17 protein-coding genes are annotated in these 15763 nt (G+C 69.0%); 5 read left to right on the top strand and 12 right to left on the bottom strand.

The annotated features are described in order from the left end of the window. Positions 1-8: 8 nt before the first annotated feature. From FHW79_RS03080 to FHW79_RS03050, 7 genes are all read right to left on the bottom strand, one after another. Positions 9-923: a ParB/RepB/Spo0J family partition protein gene (locus FHW79_RS03080; RefSeq protein ID WP_183177583.1), complete on the bottom strand. Its 915-nt coding sequence runs from the start codon at positions 921-923 to the stop codon at positions 9-11. Next, the gene (locus tag FHW79_RS03075; RefSeq protein WP_014238938.1) at positions 923-1717 is read right to left on the bottom strand and encodes a ParA family protein; all 795 of its coding nucleotides are present in this window, start codon (positions 1715-1717) and stop codon (positions 923-925) included. The genes FHW79_RS03080 and FHW79_RS03075 overlap by 1 nt, the downstream gene beginning before the upstream one ends. A 49-nt stretch (positions 1718-1766) precedes the next feature. After that, positions 1767-2381 carry a 16S rRNA (guanine(527)-N(7))-methyltransferase RsmG gene (rsmG, locus tag FHW79_RS03070; protein ID WP_183177582.1) on the bottom strand — a complete coding sequence of 205 codons (615 nt, stop codon included), beginning with the start codon at positions 2379-2381 and terminating at the stop codon, positions 1767-1769. Beyond that, positions 2381-4249 (bottom strand): tRNA uridine-5-carboxymethylaminomethyl(34) synthesis enzyme MnmG, encoded by a 1869-nt coding sequence (mnmG, locus tag FHW79_RS03065; RefSeq protein WP_183177581.1) that lies wholly within the window; start codon positions 4247-4249, stop codon positions 2381-2383. Before mnmG ends, rsmG begins: the two co-directional genes overlap by 1 nt. A gap of 109 nt (positions 4250-4358) precedes the next feature. Next, positions 4359-5690, bottom strand: a complete 1332-nt coding sequence (gene mnmE / locus FHW79_RS03060; RefSeq protein WP_183177731.1) for a tRNA uridine-5-carboxymethylaminomethyl(34) synthesis GTPase MnmE — start codon at positions 5688-5690, stop codon at positions 4359-4361. Positions 5691-5724: 34 nt separating this feature from the next. Next, positions 5725-6084 (bottom strand): (2Fe-2S) ferredoxin domain-containing protein, encoded by a 360-nt coding sequence (locus FHW79_RS03055; RefSeq protein ID WP_183177580.1) that lies wholly within the window; start codon positions 6082-6084, stop codon positions 5725-5727. Beyond that, positions 6081-6332: a DUF6489 family protein gene (locus FHW79_RS03050; RefSeq protein ID WP_014238933.1), complete on the bottom strand. Its 252-nt coding sequence runs from the start codon at positions 6330-6332 to the stop codon at positions 6081-6083. Before FHW79_RS03050 ends, FHW79_RS03055 begins: the two co-directional genes overlap by 4 nt. 154 nt (positions 6333-6486) lie before the next feature. Between FHW79_RS03050 and FHW79_RS03045 the strand changes: the two genes are divergently transcribed. From FHW79_RS03045 to FHW79_RS03035, 3 genes are read left to right on the top strand one after another with little or no spacing between them, the layout of a single operon-like run. Next, positions 6487-8505 (top strand): thioredoxin domain-containing protein, encoded by a 2019-nt coding sequence (locus FHW79_RS03045; protein ID WP_183177579.1) that lies wholly within the window; start codon positions 6487-6489, stop codon positions 8503-8505. 4 nt (positions 8506-8509) lie between these two features. Continuing rightward, entirely contained in the window at positions 8510-9016 is a 507-nt protein-coding gene (locus FHW79_RS03040; RefSeq protein WP_183177578.1) for a methylated-DNA--[protein]-cysteine S-methyltransferase, read from the top strand. Positions 9017-9037: 21 nt separating this feature from the next. After that, on the top strand, positions 9038-10012 hold the full coding sequence (locus tag FHW79_RS03035) for a quinone oxidoreductase (RefSeq protein ID WP_183177577.1): 975 nt from the start codon (positions 9038-9040) through the stop codon (positions 10010-10012). Positions 10013-10167: 155 nt separating this feature from the next. Here the strand turns inward: FHW79_RS03035 and dnaQ are convergent, their stop codons facing one another. From dnaQ to FHW79_RS03010, 5 genes are read right to left on the bottom strand one after another with little or no spacing between them, the layout of a single operon-like run. Beyond that, entirely contained in the window at positions 10168-10845 is a 678-nt protein-coding gene (gene dnaQ, locus FHW79_RS03030; protein WP_014238929.1) for a DNA polymerase III subunit epsilon, read from the bottom strand. Beyond that, positions 10838-11482 (bottom strand): dephospho-CoA kinase, encoded by a 645-nt coding sequence (gene coaE, locus FHW79_RS03025; RefSeq protein ID WP_183177576.1) that lies wholly within the window; start codon positions 11480-11482, stop codon positions 10838-10840. The genes dnaQ and coaE overlap by 8 nt, the downstream gene beginning before the upstream one ends. 9 nt (positions 11483-11491) lie before the next feature. Continuing rightward, the gene (locus FHW79_RS03020) at positions 11492-12346 is read right to left on the bottom strand and encodes a shikimate dehydrogenase (RefSeq protein WP_183177575.1); all 855 of its coding nucleotides are present in this window, start codon (positions 12344-12346) and stop codon (positions 11492-11494) included. Beyond that, positions 12343-12951 carry a nucleoside triphosphate pyrophosphatase gene (locus tag FHW79_RS03015; protein ID WP_183177574.1) on the bottom strand — a complete coding sequence of 203 codons (609 nt, stop codon included), beginning with the start codon at positions 12949-12951 and terminating at the stop codon, positions 12343-12345. The genes FHW79_RS03020 and FHW79_RS03015 overlap by 4 nt, the downstream gene beginning before the upstream one ends. Continuing rightward, positions 12948-13796, bottom strand: coding sequence for a pyruvate, water dikinase regulatory protein (locus FHW79_RS03010; RefSeq protein ID WP_109069956.1), 849 nt, complete (start codon positions 13794-13796; stop codon positions 12948-12950). Before FHW79_RS03010 ends, FHW79_RS03015 begins: the two co-directional genes overlap by 4 nt. 448 nt (positions 13797-14244) lie before the next feature. On the opposite strand from FHW79_RS03010, the gene hemE reads away from it, so the two are divergent. Together hemE and hemJ are read left to right on the top strand one after the other, a co-directional pair. Then, the gene (gene hemE, locus FHW79_RS03005; RefSeq protein WP_183177730.1) at positions 14245-15270 is read left to right on the top strand and encodes a uroporphyrinogen decarboxylase; all 1026 of its coding nucleotides are present in this window, start codon (positions 14245-14247) and stop codon (positions 15268-15270) included. Positions 15271-15322: 52 nt separating this feature from the next. Further along, the gene (hemJ, locus tag FHW79_RS03000) at positions 15323-15751 is read left to right on the top strand and encodes a protoporphyrinogen oxidase HemJ (RefSeq protein ID WP_038530217.1); all 429 of its coding nucleotides are present in this window, start codon (positions 15323-15325) and stop codon (positions 15749-15751) included. Positions 15752-15763: the final 12 nt, after the last annotated feature.

Raw genomic sequence — 15763 nt, 5'->3', positions numbered from 1 at the left:
CGCCGCGGTTACTCTCCACCGAGGCGCCGCAGCACGTCGTCGAGCTGGTCAAGCGTCTGGTAGTGGATGGTGATGGAGCCGCCCTTGCCCTGCGGGGTGATGGCGACCTTCAGCCCGATGCGGGCCGAAATCTCCTCCTCCAGGTTCACCAGATCGACGTCCTTGAGCGTCGGGTCGGTGGCGGCACCGCCGCGCCCGCCGCCGGCCTTCTTGGTCTTGACCGGCGCGCTGCCGCGCATCAGGTCTTCGGTCTGTCGGACGTTCAGGCCGCGCTTGACCACCTCACGCGCCACCGACACCGGATCGGAGGAGGTGAGCAGGGCGCGGGCGTGACCGGCGCTGAGCGCCCCGTCCTGCACCATGCCCTTGACCGGGTCGGGCAGGGCGAGCAGGCGCATCATGTTGGCGACGTGGCTGCGGCTCTTGCCGACCGAGCGCGCCAGATCCTCCTGCGTGTGCTCGAACTCCTCCATCAGGCGCTTGTAACCCTCGGCCTCTTCGAGCGGCGTCAGATCCTGGCGCTGGATGTTCTCGATCAGCGCAATTTCCAGCGCCTCACGGTCCGACAGCTCGCGGATGACGACCGGCACCTCGTGCAGGCCGGCAATCTGCGCGGCGCGCCAGCGGCGCTCTCCGGCGATCAGCTCGTAGGAGTTGGTCGTCTCCGGGTCCCGACGGACGAGCAGGGGCTGGAGGATGCCCTTGTCGCGGATCGACTCGACCAGCCCCTGCAGTGCCTCATCGTCGAAGGTGCGGCGCGGCTGGTACTTGCCGGGATGGATGAACTCGATGGGCACCTGCTTGGACTGGCGCACCTTGTCGAGCGCGGAATAATCCTCCGCCGCCTCGCCGAACAGGGCGGAGAGGCCACGGCCCAGGCTGGCGCGTCGGGCACCGCCGTCCGAACGTTTGGTATCCTCCATCACGCGCTCAGCCTCTTCTCACGGCGCAGCACCTCGCCGGCCAAATGAATGTATGCCTGCGACCCGGGGCAACGCATGTCGTAGATCAGCACCGGCTTGCCGTGGGACGGCGCCTCCGACACCTTCACGTTCCGCGGGATGACCGTGTCGTAGACCTTCTCCCCGAAGAAGCCGCGCACATCGGCGGCCACCATGTCGGACAGGTTGTTGCGCTTGTCGAACATGGTCAGCACGACGCCGTGGATGTCGAGTTCGGGGTTGAAGGCGCGCTTCACCCGCTCGATGGTGCGGACGAGGTGGCTGAGACCCTCCAGCGCGTAGAACTCGCACTGCAGCGGCACCATCACGGCGTGGGAAGCGACCAGCGCGTTCAGCGTCAGCAGGCCGAGCGCCGGCGGGCAGTCGATCAGCACATAGTCGTATTCCAGCGCGCTCTTGTCCACCGCCTCGCGCAGCCGGAACTCGCGCCGCTCGGAGGTGACCAGCTCGACCTCCGCGCCGGACAGATCGACGGAGGAGGTGATGATCGACAAGTTCGGCACCGTCGACACCGTTGCGGCGTCCTCCAGCGGCATGCCGTCGAACAGCACGTCGTAGATGCCGACGCGGCGTTCGGCGCGCGGGATGCCGAGGCCGGTGGAGGCGTTGCCCTGGGGATCGAGATCGATCACCAGGACGCGCTTGCCGATGGCGGCCAGAGCGGTTGCCAGATTGATGGTGGTCGTGGTCTTGCCCACGCCGCCTTTCTGATTGGCAATCGATATGACGCGGGCAGAAGGAAGGGCGGAGGGCATGTCAGCCTCGCGGGAAGCCTCGGAGCGGGAATGCATCAGGGTCGCGGTCTTAGACACGGGCGATACCACTCACACGCAGGATGGTTCCGGTGGGGTCGGTGCGGCTGTCGAAGCGCTCGGTCCGCATCTTCCAATATTTGGTGGTATCGGTCAATTCGTCCGCCACATTTTGCCCCTTGGGAAACAGTGCCGCACCCCGGTCCTGGAGGAAGGGATGGGCCCAATTCAGCAGATCGTTCAGCGGGGCCAAGGCGCGCGCCGTCACCACGTCGGCGGCGATCGGCGGCACCGCTTCGATCCGCTTGTTGTGCACGGTGACCGAGGCTCCGGCGACACGCGCCGCCTCGCGGAGGAAGGCGCATTTGCGGGAGTCGCTCTCCACCAGATGCACCTCCGGCACGCCCATGATCGCCAGGACGAGGCCGGGAAAACCAGCGCCGCTGCCCAGATCGACCAGAACCCGTGCCCCTTCGGGCAGCAGCGGAAAGAGCTGAGCGGAGTCGAGGAAGTGGCGCCGCCAAGCATCGGGCAGGGTGGAGGGGCCGACGAGGTTGATCTTCGGCTGCCACTTGCGCAGCGTCGCCTCGTAGGCGGCGAGGCGGTCCAGCGTTTCACGTGAAACACCGGTCTCCCCCTGGAAGGCCGCGGCATCGAACAGGCTCATCAGACGGCCACCTTCACGTAGCGCCGTTTCACGTGGCGGAGCAGGGCGACCAGCGCCGCCGGGGTCATGCCGGGAATACGGGCCGCCGCCCCCAGGGTCGCTGGACGAGCCTGCCGCAGCTTCTGCCGGATCTCCGCAGACAGGCTGCCGATGGTGTCTGGATCGAGATCGTCGGGAAGCTCCAACGCCTCGTCCTTGCGGAAGGCGCGAATGTCGGCCTCCTGCCGGTCGAGATAGCCGGCGTATTTCCCGTCAATCTCCAACTGCTCGACAACATCGGTGGGGATCGCCGACAGCTCCGGCCACAGCCGGGCAAGGGTGGCGAGGTCGAGGTCCGGGTAGCGCAGCAGATCGGCGGCGGTCCGGCGCACGCCATCCTGATTGACCGCGATGCCCTGCCGCTGCAGCTCCGCCGGGGTGGCCTGAAGGGCGCGCACGAGCGTGCGACCAGCGGACAGCGCTTCGGCCTTCGCCGTGAAGGCGTCGCGCCGCGCCGACCCGACGCAACCGATGGCCAGCCCCTTGGGCGTCAGCCGCTGGTCGGCGTTGTCGGCGCGCAGGATCAACCGGTACTCGGCGCGCGAGGTGAACATCCGGTAGGGCTCGTTGGTGCCCCGGGTGATCAGGTCGTCGACCAGCACCCCGATGTAAGCGTCGGCGCGGTCAAGGACGAAGCCCTCCGCCGAACCGCCGGCCAGCAGGGCGGCGTTGATGCCAGCCATCAGCCCTTGCGCCGCCGCTTCCTCATAGCCGGTGGTGCCATTGATCTGGCCCGCGAAAAACAGGCTGGGGGTGCGGCGGGTCTCCAGCGTCGGCTTCAGCTCCCGCGGGTCGACGAAGTCGTACTCGATGGCGTAGCCGGGGCGGATCATCACCGCGCGCTCCAGCCCCGGCATCGCCTTCAGGAAGCCGAGCTGGACGTCGCGGGGCAGGGAGGTGGAGATGCCGTTCGGATAGACCGTGTCGTCGTCCAGCCCCTCCGGCTCCAGGAAGATCTGGTGGCGCTCCTTGTCGGCGAAGCGCACCACCTTGTCCTCGATGGACGGGCAATAGCGCGGACCGGTGCTCTGAATCTGACCGGAATACATCGGCGCGCGGTGGAGATTGCCGCGGATCAGCGCGTGCATCTCCGGCGTCGTCCAGGTGATCGCGCAATCGATCTGCGGCGTGTCGATGCGGTCCGTCAGGTAGGAGAAGGGCGGGGGCGGCGTGTCGCCCGGCTGCTTCTCCAGAGCGGCCCAGTCGATGGTCTTGCCATCGAGCCGCGGCGGCGTGCCGGTCTTCAGCCGGCCCAGCGGGAAACCCAGACGCGCCAGCGTGTCGGACAGGCCGATGGACGGCGCCTCGCCGACGCGGCCGGCCGGGGTGGTTTCCTCGCCGATGTGGATCAAGCCGCGCAGGAAGGTGCCGGTGGTCAGCACCACGCATCCCGCCGCCAGGGTCTCTCCGGACCCGGTCACCACCCCCGTCACCCGCCCATCCCCGCCGATGGTCAGATCCTCGGCGCCGCCGGCCTCGATGGACAGGTTCGGCTGGTCCGCGAGGATCGCCTGCACCGCCTGCCGGTAAAGCTTGCGGTCGGCCTGGGCGCGCGGGCCGCGGACAGCCGGTCCCTTGCTTCGGTTCAGGATGCGGAACTGGATGCCGCCGCGGTCGATGGCGCGGGCCATGACGCCGTCGAGCGCGTCGATCTCGCGCACCAGATGGCCTTTCGCCAACCCGCCGATGGCCGGGTTGCAGGACATCTCACCGATGGTGTCCAGCTTGTGGGTGAGCAGCAGGGTGCGCGCACCCATGCGCGCCGCGGCGGCGGCAGCCTCGCAACCGGCGTGGCCTCCGCCGACAACAATGACGTCGAACGTTCGCATGGCCGGACCATAGCCGAGTCAGCGCCGGACGCCAAGTGCGCCGACGCAGCAAAGTCCGTGTTTCACGTGAAACAAAGCGGCGCAGCGCGTTTGTCACGCCATTCTCGGCTCACTTGCCGATGCAGAAGTCCCGGAAGATCACATCCAGCAGATCTTCGACATCGACCCGCCCGGTGATGCGACCAAGAGCCCGGCTCGCCAGCCGCACGTCCTCGGCCATCAGCTCCGGCAAGGGGGCGGTCAAAGCGCGACGCAGCGCGTCCCGACACTCTTTGAGAGCGGAACGATGGCGGGCACGGGTCAGGGCTGGGGCACCGTTGCCGGCCAGCCGGTCGGCGGTAAACGCGGTCAAACGCCGCTCCAACTCGTGCAGGCCGGCACCGGTCCGGGCCGAGACCGCAACCGCCTCCCAACCGCCGACCGTCGGCACTACGGCATCGACGACGTCCGTCTTGTTCAGGACCACCACCGTGTCCTTGTCGAGCAGGGCGATTGTCGCCGGGTCGAGCGCGGGCAGGGCGGTGGCGTCGAACACGGCAACCTTCACGTCGGCGCGGGCGGCGCGGTCGAGGGCGCGGCGGATGCCTTCCTCTTCCACCTCGTCGGCGGCCGCCTCGCGCAGGCCCGCCGTGTCGGCCAGCACCACCGGGTATCCGCCGAGGTCGAGATGGACTTCGATCACGTCACGGGTGGTGCCGGCGCGGGCTGAGACGATGGCGGCCTCGCGGCGGGCGAGAGCGTTCAGAAGGCTCGACTTGCCGGCGTTGGGCGCGCCGATGATGGCGATGTGCAGCCCCTCGCGCAGCCGCTCCCCACGGCCGCGGTCGTCGAGATGGGCGTCGATTTCGGCGGCCAGGGTATCCAGCACGGGACGCGCAGCGTCCGACACGCCGGACGGCAGGTCCTCGTCGGGGAAGTCGATATCGGCCTCGATATGGGCGAGCGACCGGGTCAGCCGCTCCCGCCAGCCGTCGTAGAGTTTGCCGAGCGCACCCTCCATCTGGCGCAGGGCCTGGCGGCGCTGGGCGGAGGTCTCGGCGTCCACGAGGTCGGCGACCGCCTCTGCCTCGGTGAGGTCGAGCTTGCCGTTCTCGAAGGCGCGGCGGGTGAACTCGCCGGGCTCGGCGACGCGCAGACCGGGCAGGGCGGAGAGTGCTTCCACCACGCCCGCCACCACGGCGCGCCCGCCATGCAGATGCAGCTCCACGACATCCTCGCCGGTGAAGCTGCGGGGGGCGGTGAAGCGCAGCACCAGGGCGTCGTCGAGCGCCTCTCCGGTCTTGGGAACGCGCAGCCGGACGAGCGTGGCCATGCGGGGTGCGGGCAGGGGCTTTCCGGTCAGGGCGGCCAGCGCGTCGCCGGAGGCCGGGCCTGAAACGCGAACCACCGCCACACCGGCGCGGCCGGGGGCGGTGGCGAGGGCGAAGATGGTCGGGATCATCGTGCCAATCATCATCGTGCCGGTTCCGGAACGATCAGCCGACCTGTTCCGGCAGCAATTCCTTTTGTTCCGGCTTCAGCATGAGCCGCTCCACACGGTCACCGCCGATCAGATGCGTCTCCAGGATCGCGTCCACGTCGGCGAAGGAATGGTAGGTGTACCAGACGCCCTCCGGATAGACGACCAGCACCGGACCCAGCTCGCAGCGGTCCAGGCAACCGGCGGCGTTGATTCGGACACGGCCGTCCAGACCCAGCTCACGGGCACGCGCTTTCATGTAGTCGCGGAGCTTTTCGGAACCCCGGGCCGCGCAGGAGCCGCGCTTGTGTCCGTCGGGGCGGCGGTTGGTGCAGGAGAAAACATGGGCTTCGAAGTAAGGCTTCGGATCGGTCACTTGCGTCCATCCTGTCCCATGGCAGCGGCCATCTGGGACCAAAACATTTTCTGAAGCTGCTCCATGCCCTGTATCCCCGCCGGCAACCACGTCTTCATCATCGTCTCGGGGTCCATGGCGAGCAGAGAGGCCTGCATCCGGTCCTGGATCTCCTGCATCATGGCGTCCTGCATGGGCTTCACGTCGGGAAGGCCCAGGAAGTGGCGCGCCTCTTCGGGTGTGCAGTCGATGTCGATGGTGATCTTCATGGCCCCATTCCCTTGGAAGGCGCGCGGTGCGCGGGAAATTAAGGGTTGAGCGCCGCTTCGGCTCATGCCCCACTATACAGATAGGAAGCCCTGGCGCAACGGCACCGCCGCGCCAGTTTATTCCCAACCACGCCACAGACCGGAAACGCCTGCGATGCCCGCGAACCTGCTTGGCCGGGAGACCAGCCCCTATCTGCTTCAGCACAAGGACAACCCCGTCCATTGGATGGCCTGGGGCCGCGACGCCTTCGAACGGGCCAAGCGCGAGAACAAGCCTGTGCTGCTGTCGGTCGGCTACGCCGCCTGCCACTGGTGCCACGTGATGGCGCACGAGAGCTTCGAGAACCCGGAGATCGCCGCGCTGATGAACGAGCTGTTCGTCAACATCAAGGTGGACCGGGAGGAGCGGCCGGACGTCGACCAGATCTACCAGTCGGCCCTGGCGATGCTGGGGCAGCAGGGCGGCTGGCCGCTGACCATGTTCCTGACGCCGGAGGCCCAGCCCTTCTGGGGCGGCACCTACTTCCCGCCGGCCTCGCGCTATGGGCGGCCCGGCTTCCCCGACGTGCTGCGCGGCGTGGCGGAGACCTACCGCAACAAGCCGGAGAACGTGACCCGCAACGTCACCGCGCTGAAGGACGCGCTGGGCAAGCTGGCCGAGAACCGCGCGGCGGGGGAGGTCGATCTCGCCATGCTCGATCAGATCGCCGACCGGCTGGTGCGCGAGGTCGATCCCTTCCACGGCGGCATCGGCCACGCCCCGAAATTCCCCCAGGTGCCGATCTTCACGCTTCTGTGGCGGGCCTGGCTGCGCACCGGTAAGGAGCCGTACCGGGAGGCGGTCACCAACACGCTGGCCCACATGAGCCAGGGCGGCATCTACGACCATCTGGGCGGCGGTTTCGCCCGCTACTCGGTGGACGAGATGTGGCTCGTGCCGCATTTCGAGAAGATGCTCTACGACAACGCCCAGCTTCTCGATCTGATGACCCTGGTCTGGCAGGCGGAGCGGGAGCCGCTGTTCGAGGCGCGCATCCGGGAAACGGTGGGCTGGGTGCTGCGCGAGATGATTGCCGAGGGCGGCGGCTTCGCGGCGACCCAGGACGCCGACAGCGAGGGCGAGGAGGGCCTCTTCTACATCTGGAACGAGGAGGAGGTCGACCGGCTCCTCGGCCCCGGCGCGGAAGTCTTCAAGCGCGCCTACGGCGTCACCCCGCAGGGGAACTGGGAAGGGGCGACCATCCTCAACCGGCTGCACCGCATTGAGGCGCTGGACGCCGAGACCGAGGCCAAGCTGGCCGACCAGCGGGCGATCCTCTGGCGGGAGCGCGAAAAGCGGATCAAGCCGGGCTGGGACGACAAGGTGCTGGCCGACTGGAACGGCTTGATGATCGCGGCGCTCGCCCAGGCCGGCATGGTCTTCGACGAGCCGGAGTGGATCGCGGTGGCGCAGCGCGCCTATGCCTTCGTCCGCGACCGCATGACCGAGGACGGGCGCCTGCTGCACAGCTGGCGGGCCGGGCAGCTCAAGCACCGGGCGACGCTGGACGACTACGCCCACATGGCGCGTGGCGCGCTCGCCCTGCACGAGGCGACCGGCGACGCCGGAGCGCTGGAGCAGGCACGGGCCTGGGTGCAGGTGCTCGACGCGCATTTCTGGGACGACGCGGCCGGCGGCTATTTCTACACGGCGGACGACGCCGACGACCTGATCGTGCGCACCAAATCGGCCGGCGACGCCGCGACCCCCAGCGGCAACGGCACCATGCTGGCCGTTCTGGCGACGCTGCACCATCGCACCGGCGAGGCCGCCTACCGGGAGCGGGCGGATGCCCTTGCCGCCGCCTTCTCCGGCGAGCTGAGCCGCAATTTCTTCCCGCTGCCGACCTACCTGAACGCGGCGGAGCTTCTCCAAAAGGCGCAGCAGATCGTCATCGTCGGCGACCCGCAGGGGCCGGACACCGCGGCGCTGCGCCGGGCGGTGCTCGACCGGGCGCTTCCCGACCGCATCCTCAGCGTCCTTCCGCCGGGGACCGATCTGCCCGCCGGGCACCCGGCGCACGGCAAGGGCATGCAGGGCGGAGTGGCGACCGCCTATGTCTGCACCGGCATGACCTGCTCCCCCCCGGTGACCGCGCCCGAGGCGCTGGCCGCCGCCCTGACGCGGAGATAAACCCATGGCGCAGCCAACCGGCAGCCTGACCGTCGACAGCCCGCTGGGCCTGTTGACCCTGACCAGCGCCGCCGGCGCCATCGTGGCGCTCGATTGGGGACGGCTGGGCGACGACCGGCCGGACCCCGTGCTGGAGGAGGCGGCGCGCCAGCTCCGCGACTATTTCGCCGGGACGCGGTTGGATTTCGACCTGCCGCTGTCCCCCCGCGGGACGGCCTTCCGGCAAAAGGTCTGGGCGGCGATGCAGGCCATCCCCTACGGCGGCGTCCTGACCTACGGCGACGTCGCGCGGATGCTGGAGACGGCGCCGCGGGCCGTGGGCGGGGCCTGCGGGGCCAACCCGATCCCGGTGATCATCCCCTGCCACCGCATCGTCGGGGGCTGTGGATCGCCCGGCGGCTATTCCGGCCTGGGCGGCCTGCGGACGAAGGACTGGCTGCTCCGCCACGAGCGGCGGTACCGGGTGACAGCGGAACAGGCCGGCGATACGCTGGAGCTTCAGCTTCCATAAAAAGGGAAGGGACCGACCACCATGGTTCACGCGATCCGCATCCACGAATACGGCGGACCCGAAGCGCTGCGCTGGGACGAGATCGAGGTGGGCGACCCCGGCCCCGGTCAGGTGCGGCTGCGCCAGACCGCGGTCGGGCTGAACTACATCGACACCTATCACCGCTCCGGCGCCTACAAGCTGCCGCAGCTTCCCGCCATCATCGGGACCGAGGGCGCCGGCGTGGTCGAGGCCGTGGGGCCGGACGTGACGACGCTGAAGCCCGGCGACCGGGTCGGCTACGCGCCGCTGATCGGCGCCTACGCCGAGTCCCGCCTCGCCCCGGCCGACCGGCTGATTCCGCTGCCGAGCTGGATCGAGGACCGGCAGGCCGCCGCCATGCTGCTCCAGGGCATGACCGCGCAGTTCCTCCTGCGCTCCACCTACGCGGTGCAGCCGGGCGACACCATCCTGGTCCAGGCCGCCGCGGGCGGCGTCGGGCAGATCCTCTGCCAGTGGGCGAAGCATCTGGGCGCCACCGTGATCGGCACGGTCAGCAGCGACGAGAAGGCGGAGCTGGCCCGCGCCGCCGGCTGCGATCATCCCATCGTCTACACGCGCGAGAATTTCGTGAATCGCGTGAAGGACCTGACCGACGGGCAGGGCGTGCCGGTGGTCTATGACGGCGTCGGCAAGACGACCTTCATGGACAGCCTGGACTGCCTGCGGCCGCGCGGCTTCATGGTGCTGTTCGGCGCGGCGTCCGGGCCGGTGCCGCCACTGGATCTCCAGGTCCTGGCGGCCAAGGGCTCGCTCTATGTCACGCGCCCGACCTTGTTCAGCTACGTCGCCAAGCGTGACGACCTGATGGCCAGCGCCGCCGACCTGTTCGAGGTGGTGCATTCCGGCGGCGTGACCATCAACGTCGGCCAGACCTTCGCGCTGCGCGACGCGGCGGAGGCCCACCGGGCGCTGGAGTCCCGCGCCACGACCGGGTCCACGGTGCTGCTGCCGTAAGGTTCAAAGCCCTCTCCCGCCCCGGGAGAGGGAGGGACCCACGCGCAAGCGTGGGAGGGTGAGGGTGTTGGCAAGGATCGGTGCCTTGATCCTCGTGCGCCCCTCACCCGGCCCTTCGGGCCACCCTCTCCCGGGACGGGAGAGGGAATAACAACTCACTCAGCGGCCCAGAGCGGGTTCTTCAGCTTCTTGAGAAGCTCCGCATGGGCCGCCAGCTCCTCCTCGCTGGGCGCGTGGGCGCGGGGGGCGCGGTAGGGGCGGTCGATGCGGATCGCCGCGGGGCCGCCCGTTGCCGGACCGGAGGCCAGCGCCAGACCGGCCTGACGCCCGCCGCGCAGCTCCAGATACACCTCGGCCAGAAGCTGGGCGTCGAGAAGCGCGCCGTGGTAGGTGCGGCTGGAGTTGTCGACGCCGAAGCGTTTGCAGAGCGCGTCCAGGGTGGCCGGTGCGCCGGGGAATTTCTGCCGCGCCATCAGCAGCGTGTCGATGGCGCGGTCCTTCGGCATCACGGGATAGCCGGCGATCCGCAGCTCCCAGTTCAGGAAGTGCATGTCGAAGGCCGCGTTGTGGATCACCAGCGGCGCGTCGCCGATGAAGGCCACGAACTCGGCCACCACGTCGTTGAACAGCGGCTTGTCCGACAGGAACTCCGTCGTCAGCCCGTGCACCGCCACCGCGTCCGGCGGCACGTCGCGCTCCGGGTTGACGTAGCAGTGGAAGGTCTTGCCGGTGGCGACGTGGTTGTGCAGCTCGACGCAGCCGATTTCGATCAGCCGGTGCCCTTCTTCGGGCTTGAAGCCGGTCGTTTCCGTATCGAGGACGATCTCACGCATGAACCACCTGTCCGGGCTGATATCCCCGCGGCGGCCATTGCCGGCCGCGGCGCCGCTTCACGTCGGCGAGGATGTTGCGCAGCGCCCGCCGGGTGGCCCGCCGCCCGTCGCCGGTGTTGACGACGTGGTCGGCGCGCCGGCGCTTCTCCGCGTCGGGCATCTGCCGGGCCAGAATAGCGGCGAACTTGTCCGGCGTCATGCCCGGCCGCGCCAGCACCCGTGACTTCTGCACCAGGAGGGGCGCGGTGACCACCACGGTGCGGTCGACCTTGCGCTCCCCGCCAGTCTCGAACAGCAGCGGGATGTCGAGCACCGCCACGCGGACGCGGCGGCGTGCCGCTTGTTTCAGGAAGCGTCGCTGTGCCGCCTGCACCGCCGGGTGGAGGATCGCCTCCAGCCGCTTCAGCGCCGCCGGGTTGCCGAACACCGCGGCGCCCAGCGCCCGCCGGTCCACCGCGCCATCCACGACCACGCCGGGGAAGGCCGCTGCGATGGCCGGCACCGCCGCGCCGTGGCGTCCCAGCAGGCCATGCACCACCGCATCGCTGTCGCAGACCGGCGCGCCCATGCGCTTCAGCATGCGCGCCGCCGTGCTCTTGCCCATGCCGATGGAGCCGGTCAGTCCCAAGACGATCATCGCGCGACCTCAGCCCTGGAGAACGGCCGCCTTCAGCCCCTCGGTCACCTCAGGCTCCCGGCCGAACCAGGCGGCGAAGCCGGGGCGGGCCTGGTGGAGCAGCATGCCGACGCCGTCCACCACGCGATTGCCGCGGGCTTGCGCAGCGGTCAGCAGCGGGGTCATCAGGGGCGTGTAGACGATGTCGGTAACGACGGCCGAACCGGGCAGGGCGCGCAGGTCCAGCTCCAGTGGCGGCTGGCCGGCCATGCCCTGGGTCGTCGTGTTCACCACCAGCGCCGCGCCTTCGAGAAGCGTTTCACGTGAAACCCAATCGGCGGTCTCGATGGCGCCGACCCCATCGCTGTTGCCGATATCGGCTGCCAACTCGTCCGCCCGCGCCCGCGTGCGGTTGACCAGCCAGACCTGCGGCGCCCCTTCGTCGAGCAGGGAGGCGACGACGGCCCGCGCGGCACCACCGGCCCCGATGACCAGCGCCGGACCGTCCGCAGCCTTCCAGCCCGGTGCGCCGCTCTTCAGGTTCTCGATGAAGCCGAAGCCGTCGGTGTTGCGGCCCTCCAGCGACCCGTCGTCGCCAACCACGATGGTGTTCACCGCACCCATCCGCTTGGCGGTGGCGTCCAGCCGATCGACCGTGCGGTAAGCAGCCTCCTTGTGCGGCACCGTGACGTTGCAGCCGCGGAAGCCGAGCGCGGGCAGGGCGCGGATGGCCTGCTCGATCCGGTCGGGCGGAACGGCCAGCGGCACATAGGCGCCGTCGATGCCGTATTGCTCCAGCCAATAGCCGTGCAGCCGGGGCGAGCGCGAATGGCCGATCGGCCAGCCCATCACCCCGGCCAGCGTCGCCTTGCCGCTGATCGTCATTCCGCAATCACCCCATGCACCCGCAGGAACCCGAGCAGCGGCAGCAGCGGCAGCCCGAGGATCGTGAAGAAGTCGCCGTCCACCCGGTGGAAGAGCTGCGCGCCCAAGCCTTCGAGGTGATAGGCACCAACCGACCCCAGCACGTCGTCGCCCGCCGCGTTCAGGTAGGACTCCAGGAAGGCGTCGCTGAAGGGGCGCATGGTCAGGCGGGCGCGGTCCACATGGTGCCACAGCCGCTCGCCGTCGCGGATCACCACGGCGCAGCTCACCAGCCGGTGCGTCTTGCCGCGCAGGTCCTGGAGCTGGGCCCGGGCGGCCTCGCGGTCGGCCGGCTTGTCGAACCAGCGGCCCTCGCACTCCAGCATCTGGTCGGCGCCGATCACCAGGGCGCCGGGGTGCTTGCGGGTGACCCGCTGCGCCTTCAGCTCGGCCAACGCCTCGGCCACATCCTCGACCGGGGCGCCCTCGGCGCGGGCGGCCAGCTTGATCTCCTCCTCGTCCACCGCGGCGGGGGCGAGGGAGACGCGCACCCCGGCGCGCTCCAGCATCTCCGCCCGCGTGCGGGAGCCGGAGGCGAGGACGACGATGGGAACCGCTCCGCTCACGTCAGGGGCCCCTCGGGGACGACGCCGGGCAGGCCGCCGCTCTGGCGGCGGGCGAGCAGCATCATGATCTCGGCCGCCGTCTCCTCGATGGAGCGGCGCGACACGTCGATCACCGGCCAGCCGCGCCGGGTGAACATGCGCCGGGCGTCGGTGACCTCGGCGCGCACCACTTCGGGATCGACGTAGGTCGAGGACTCGTTCTGGTTCAACAGCTTCAGCCGGTTGCGGCGGATCTGCACCAGACGGTCCGGGTCCTTGGTCAGGCCGACGACCAGCGGCCGGGTCAGCTTCTCGATTTCCGGCGGCATCGGGCATCCGGGAACGATCGGGATGTTCGCCGCCTTGATGCCGCGGTTCGCCAGATAGATGCAGGTCGGTGTCTTCGACGTGCGCGACACGCCCATCAGGATCACGTCGGCCTCGTGCAGGTCCCAGCTCGACTGGCCGTCGTCGTGCGCCAGCGCGAAATCCATCGCGTCCATGCGCCCGAAATACTCGGCGTCCAAGGCGTGCTGGCGGCCGGGCTGGCGCTGCGATTCCACGCCGAGGAAGGCGGCCAGCGCGTTGATCAGCGGGTCGAGCACCGGAATGCAGGGGACCTGCACCTCGCGGCAGAAGTCCTGGAGGCGGCGGCGCAGCTTCTCGTCGACCAGCGTGAACATGACGAGGCCGCGATTCTCCTGGACGCCCTCCAGAACCATGTCGAGCTGACGCTCGGTCCGCACGAGATTCCAGAAATGCTCGACCGGGCGAACATCGTCGAACTGGATGACGCAGGCGCGGGCGACGCTGTTGATCGTCTCGCCGGTCGCGTCCGACACAAGATGCAGGTGGAACTGTCTCATCCGTCCCCAACGTGTTGTGGAGAACCCGTCCGAATCTGTGGACAACGGGGATCTCCTGGATTCTGTCCCTCCGGGCGGGACTCGTCGCCCCCGCTGGCGCCCCCTTCGGGACAATCCGCGCGCCCTCTCCGGAACATGGGTACAATGACTCCCGCGGACCATGTTATCCACGGGATTCCCAGGCTTCGCGGTATAGCATTTCCGCTGTTTCCGGCGAAAGCGTCCGGAGTCGTCCACAGAATCCGATTTTCGTCCACAGCGCGCCGTCCGGCCTGTGGACGATTCCGCGCAAAGCGGGGATTCCCGTTTTCCACAGGCACCCACCACCCCTTCTTCCTTTCTCTCTTTAAAAAGAATACTGAGTAGAGGGGAGACAACCCGCAGACCCAATTCACTCATAGGGGAACGATCCGCCGTGTCCGAGGCCGTGTCCAAGATTGCCAAGCCGATGCTCGCCGCCCTCGCCGGCGAGGTGCGTCAGCGCCCGCCCTTCTGGCTGATGCGCCAGGCCGGCCGTTACCTGCCGGAATATCGGGAATTACGCGCCAAGGCCGGCAGCTTCCTGGACATGTGCTACAACCCCGACCACGCGGTGGAGGTGACCCTGCAGCCGCTGCGCCGCTACGACATGGACGCCGCGATTCTGTTCTCCGACATCCTGGTGGTGCCGCACGCCCTGGGCCAGCCGCTGGCCTTCCTGGAGGGCGAGGGGCCGAAGCTCGACCCTGTGAGAAGCGTGGAAGACCTCAAGCGCCTGTCGCGCGACCGCTTCCACGAACGGCTGGAGCCGGTCTATGAGACCGTCCGCCGCCTCTCCCGTGCGATTCCGGCGCACACCACGCTGATCGGCTTTGCCGGGGCGCCCTGGACCATCGCCTGCTACATGGTCGAAGGGGCGGGGTCCAAGGAGTACGCGCACGTCAAGCGCTGGGCCTACGGCGACCCCGCCGGGTTCGGCGCGCTGATGGATCTGCTGGTCGAGGTGACGGCCGATTACCTGTGCACCCAGATCGAGGCCGGGGCCGAGGTCGTGCAGCTGTTCGACAGCTGGGCGGGCGTCCTGCCGGCTGGCGAATTCCGCCGCTGGGTGATCGAGCCGACGCGACGGATCGTGGATCTCATCAAGGCGCGCCACCCCGCGATTCCGGTCATCGGTTTCCCGCGCGGTGCGGGCCTCTCCTATGAGGCTTACGTGGCGGGCAGTGGGGTGGATGCAGTCGGGCTCGACACCACCGTCCCGGTGGCTTGGGCGGCCGGGAATCTGCAATCCAGATTGCCGGTGCAGGGCAACCTCGACCCGATCATGCTCGCCGCCGGTGGCGAGGCGCTGCGGACCGCCGCGTCGGAGATTCTGGAGACGCTCGCCGGCAAGCCCTTCGTCTTCAACCTGGGCCACGGCGTGATCCAGACCACCCCGCCGGACCACGTGGCCGAACTGGCCCGTCTGATCAAGGACTGGCCGAACCGGGGCTGAGGCCCCGGCGGGGTCCAAAACAAGCGCGCAACGGGAAGGGAAGGGGATTCCAGTGCTTTATCTCTGGGTCAAGGCTCTGCACGTCATCAGCATCATCGCCTGGATGGCCGGGCTTCTCTATCTGCCGCGGCTGTTCGTCTACCATTGCGAGACGGCGCCGGGCTCCGAATCCTCGGAGCGGTTCAAGGTGATGGAACGCCGCCTGCTGCGCGCCATCATGAATCCGGCGATGGGTGCCGCCTACCTGTTCGGAATCGCGATGATCGTGATGGAGCCGGCCTGGATGAAGCAGGGCTGGCTGCACGCCAAGCTGCTGTTCGTCCTGGCGCTCACCGGCACGCACATGATGATGGCGCGCTGGCGCAAGGACTTCGAGGCGGACCGCAACACCCGCCCGCAGCGCTTCTTCCGCATGTGGAACGAGGCGCCGACCCTGTTGATGATCGGCATCGTCATCTTCGTGATCGTGAAGCCGTTCTGACGGAATGGGACG

Source organism: Azospirillum sp. OGB3, from assembly GCF_014192915.1.
In the GTDB taxonomy this organism is placed as follows: domain Bacteria; phylum Pseudomonadota; class Alphaproteobacteria; order Azospirillales; family Azospirillaceae; genus Azospirillum.
This window is presented reverse-complemented; position numbering and strand designations above follow the sequence as displayed.

Bases quoted from the DNA above. Each gene is read 5' to 3' on its own strand.
- FHW79_RS03040 (WP_183177578.1), top strand. From the start codon at position 8,510: ATGGCGCAGCCAACCGGCAGCCTGACCGTCGACAGCCCGCTGGGCCTG.
- FHW79_RS03035 (WP_183177577.1), top strand. From the start codon at position 9,038: ATGGTTCACGCGATCCGCATCCACGAATACGGCGGACCCGAAGCGCTG.
- dnaQ (WP_014238929.1), bottom strand. From the start codon at position 10,845: ATGCGTGAGATCGTCCTCGATACGGAAACGACCGGCTTCAAGCCCGAA.
- FHW79_RS03020 (WP_183177575.1), bottom strand. From the start codon at position 12,346: ATGACGATCAGCGGCAAGGCGACGCTGGCCGGGGTGATGGGCTGGCCG.
- mnmE (WP_183177731.1), bottom strand. From the start codon at position 5,690: ATGATCCCGACCATCTTCGCCCTCGCCACCGCCCCCGGCCGCGCCGGT.
- mnmG (WP_183177581.1), bottom strand. From the start codon at position 4,249: ATGCGAACGTTCGACGTCATTGTTGTCGGCGGAGGCCACGCCGGTTGC.
- FHW79_RS03080 (WP_183177583.1), bottom strand. From the start codon at position 923: ATGGAGGATACCAAACGTTCGGACGGCGGTGCCCGACGCGCCAGCCTG.
- FHW79_RS03050 (WP_014238933.1), bottom strand. From the start codon at position 6,332: ATGAAGATCACCATCGACATCGACTGCACACCCGAAGAGGCGCGCCAC.
- FHW79_RS03075 (WP_014238938.1), bottom strand. From the start codon at position 1,717: ATGCCCTCCGCCCTTCCTTCTGCCCGCGTCATATCGATTGCCAATCAG.
- FHW79_RS03045 (WP_183177579.1), top strand. From the start codon at position 6,487: ATGCCCGCGAACCTGCTTGGCCGGGAGACCAGCCCCTATCTGCTTCAG.
- coaE (WP_183177576.1), bottom strand. From the start codon at position 11,482: ATGATCGTCTTGGGACTGACCGGCTCCATCGGCATGGGCAAGAGCACG.
- rsmG (WP_183177582.1), bottom strand. From the start codon at position 2,381: ATGAGCCTGTTCGATGCCGCGGCCTTCCAGGGGGAGACCGGTGTTTCA.
- FHW79_RS03010 (WP_109069956.1), bottom strand. From the start codon at position 13,796: ATGAGACAGTTCCACCTGCATCTTGTGTCGGACGCGACCGGCGAGACG.
- hemE (WP_183177730.1), top strand. From the start codon at position 14,245: ATGCTCGCCGCCCTCGCCGGCGAGGTGCGTCAGCGCCCGCCCTTCTGG.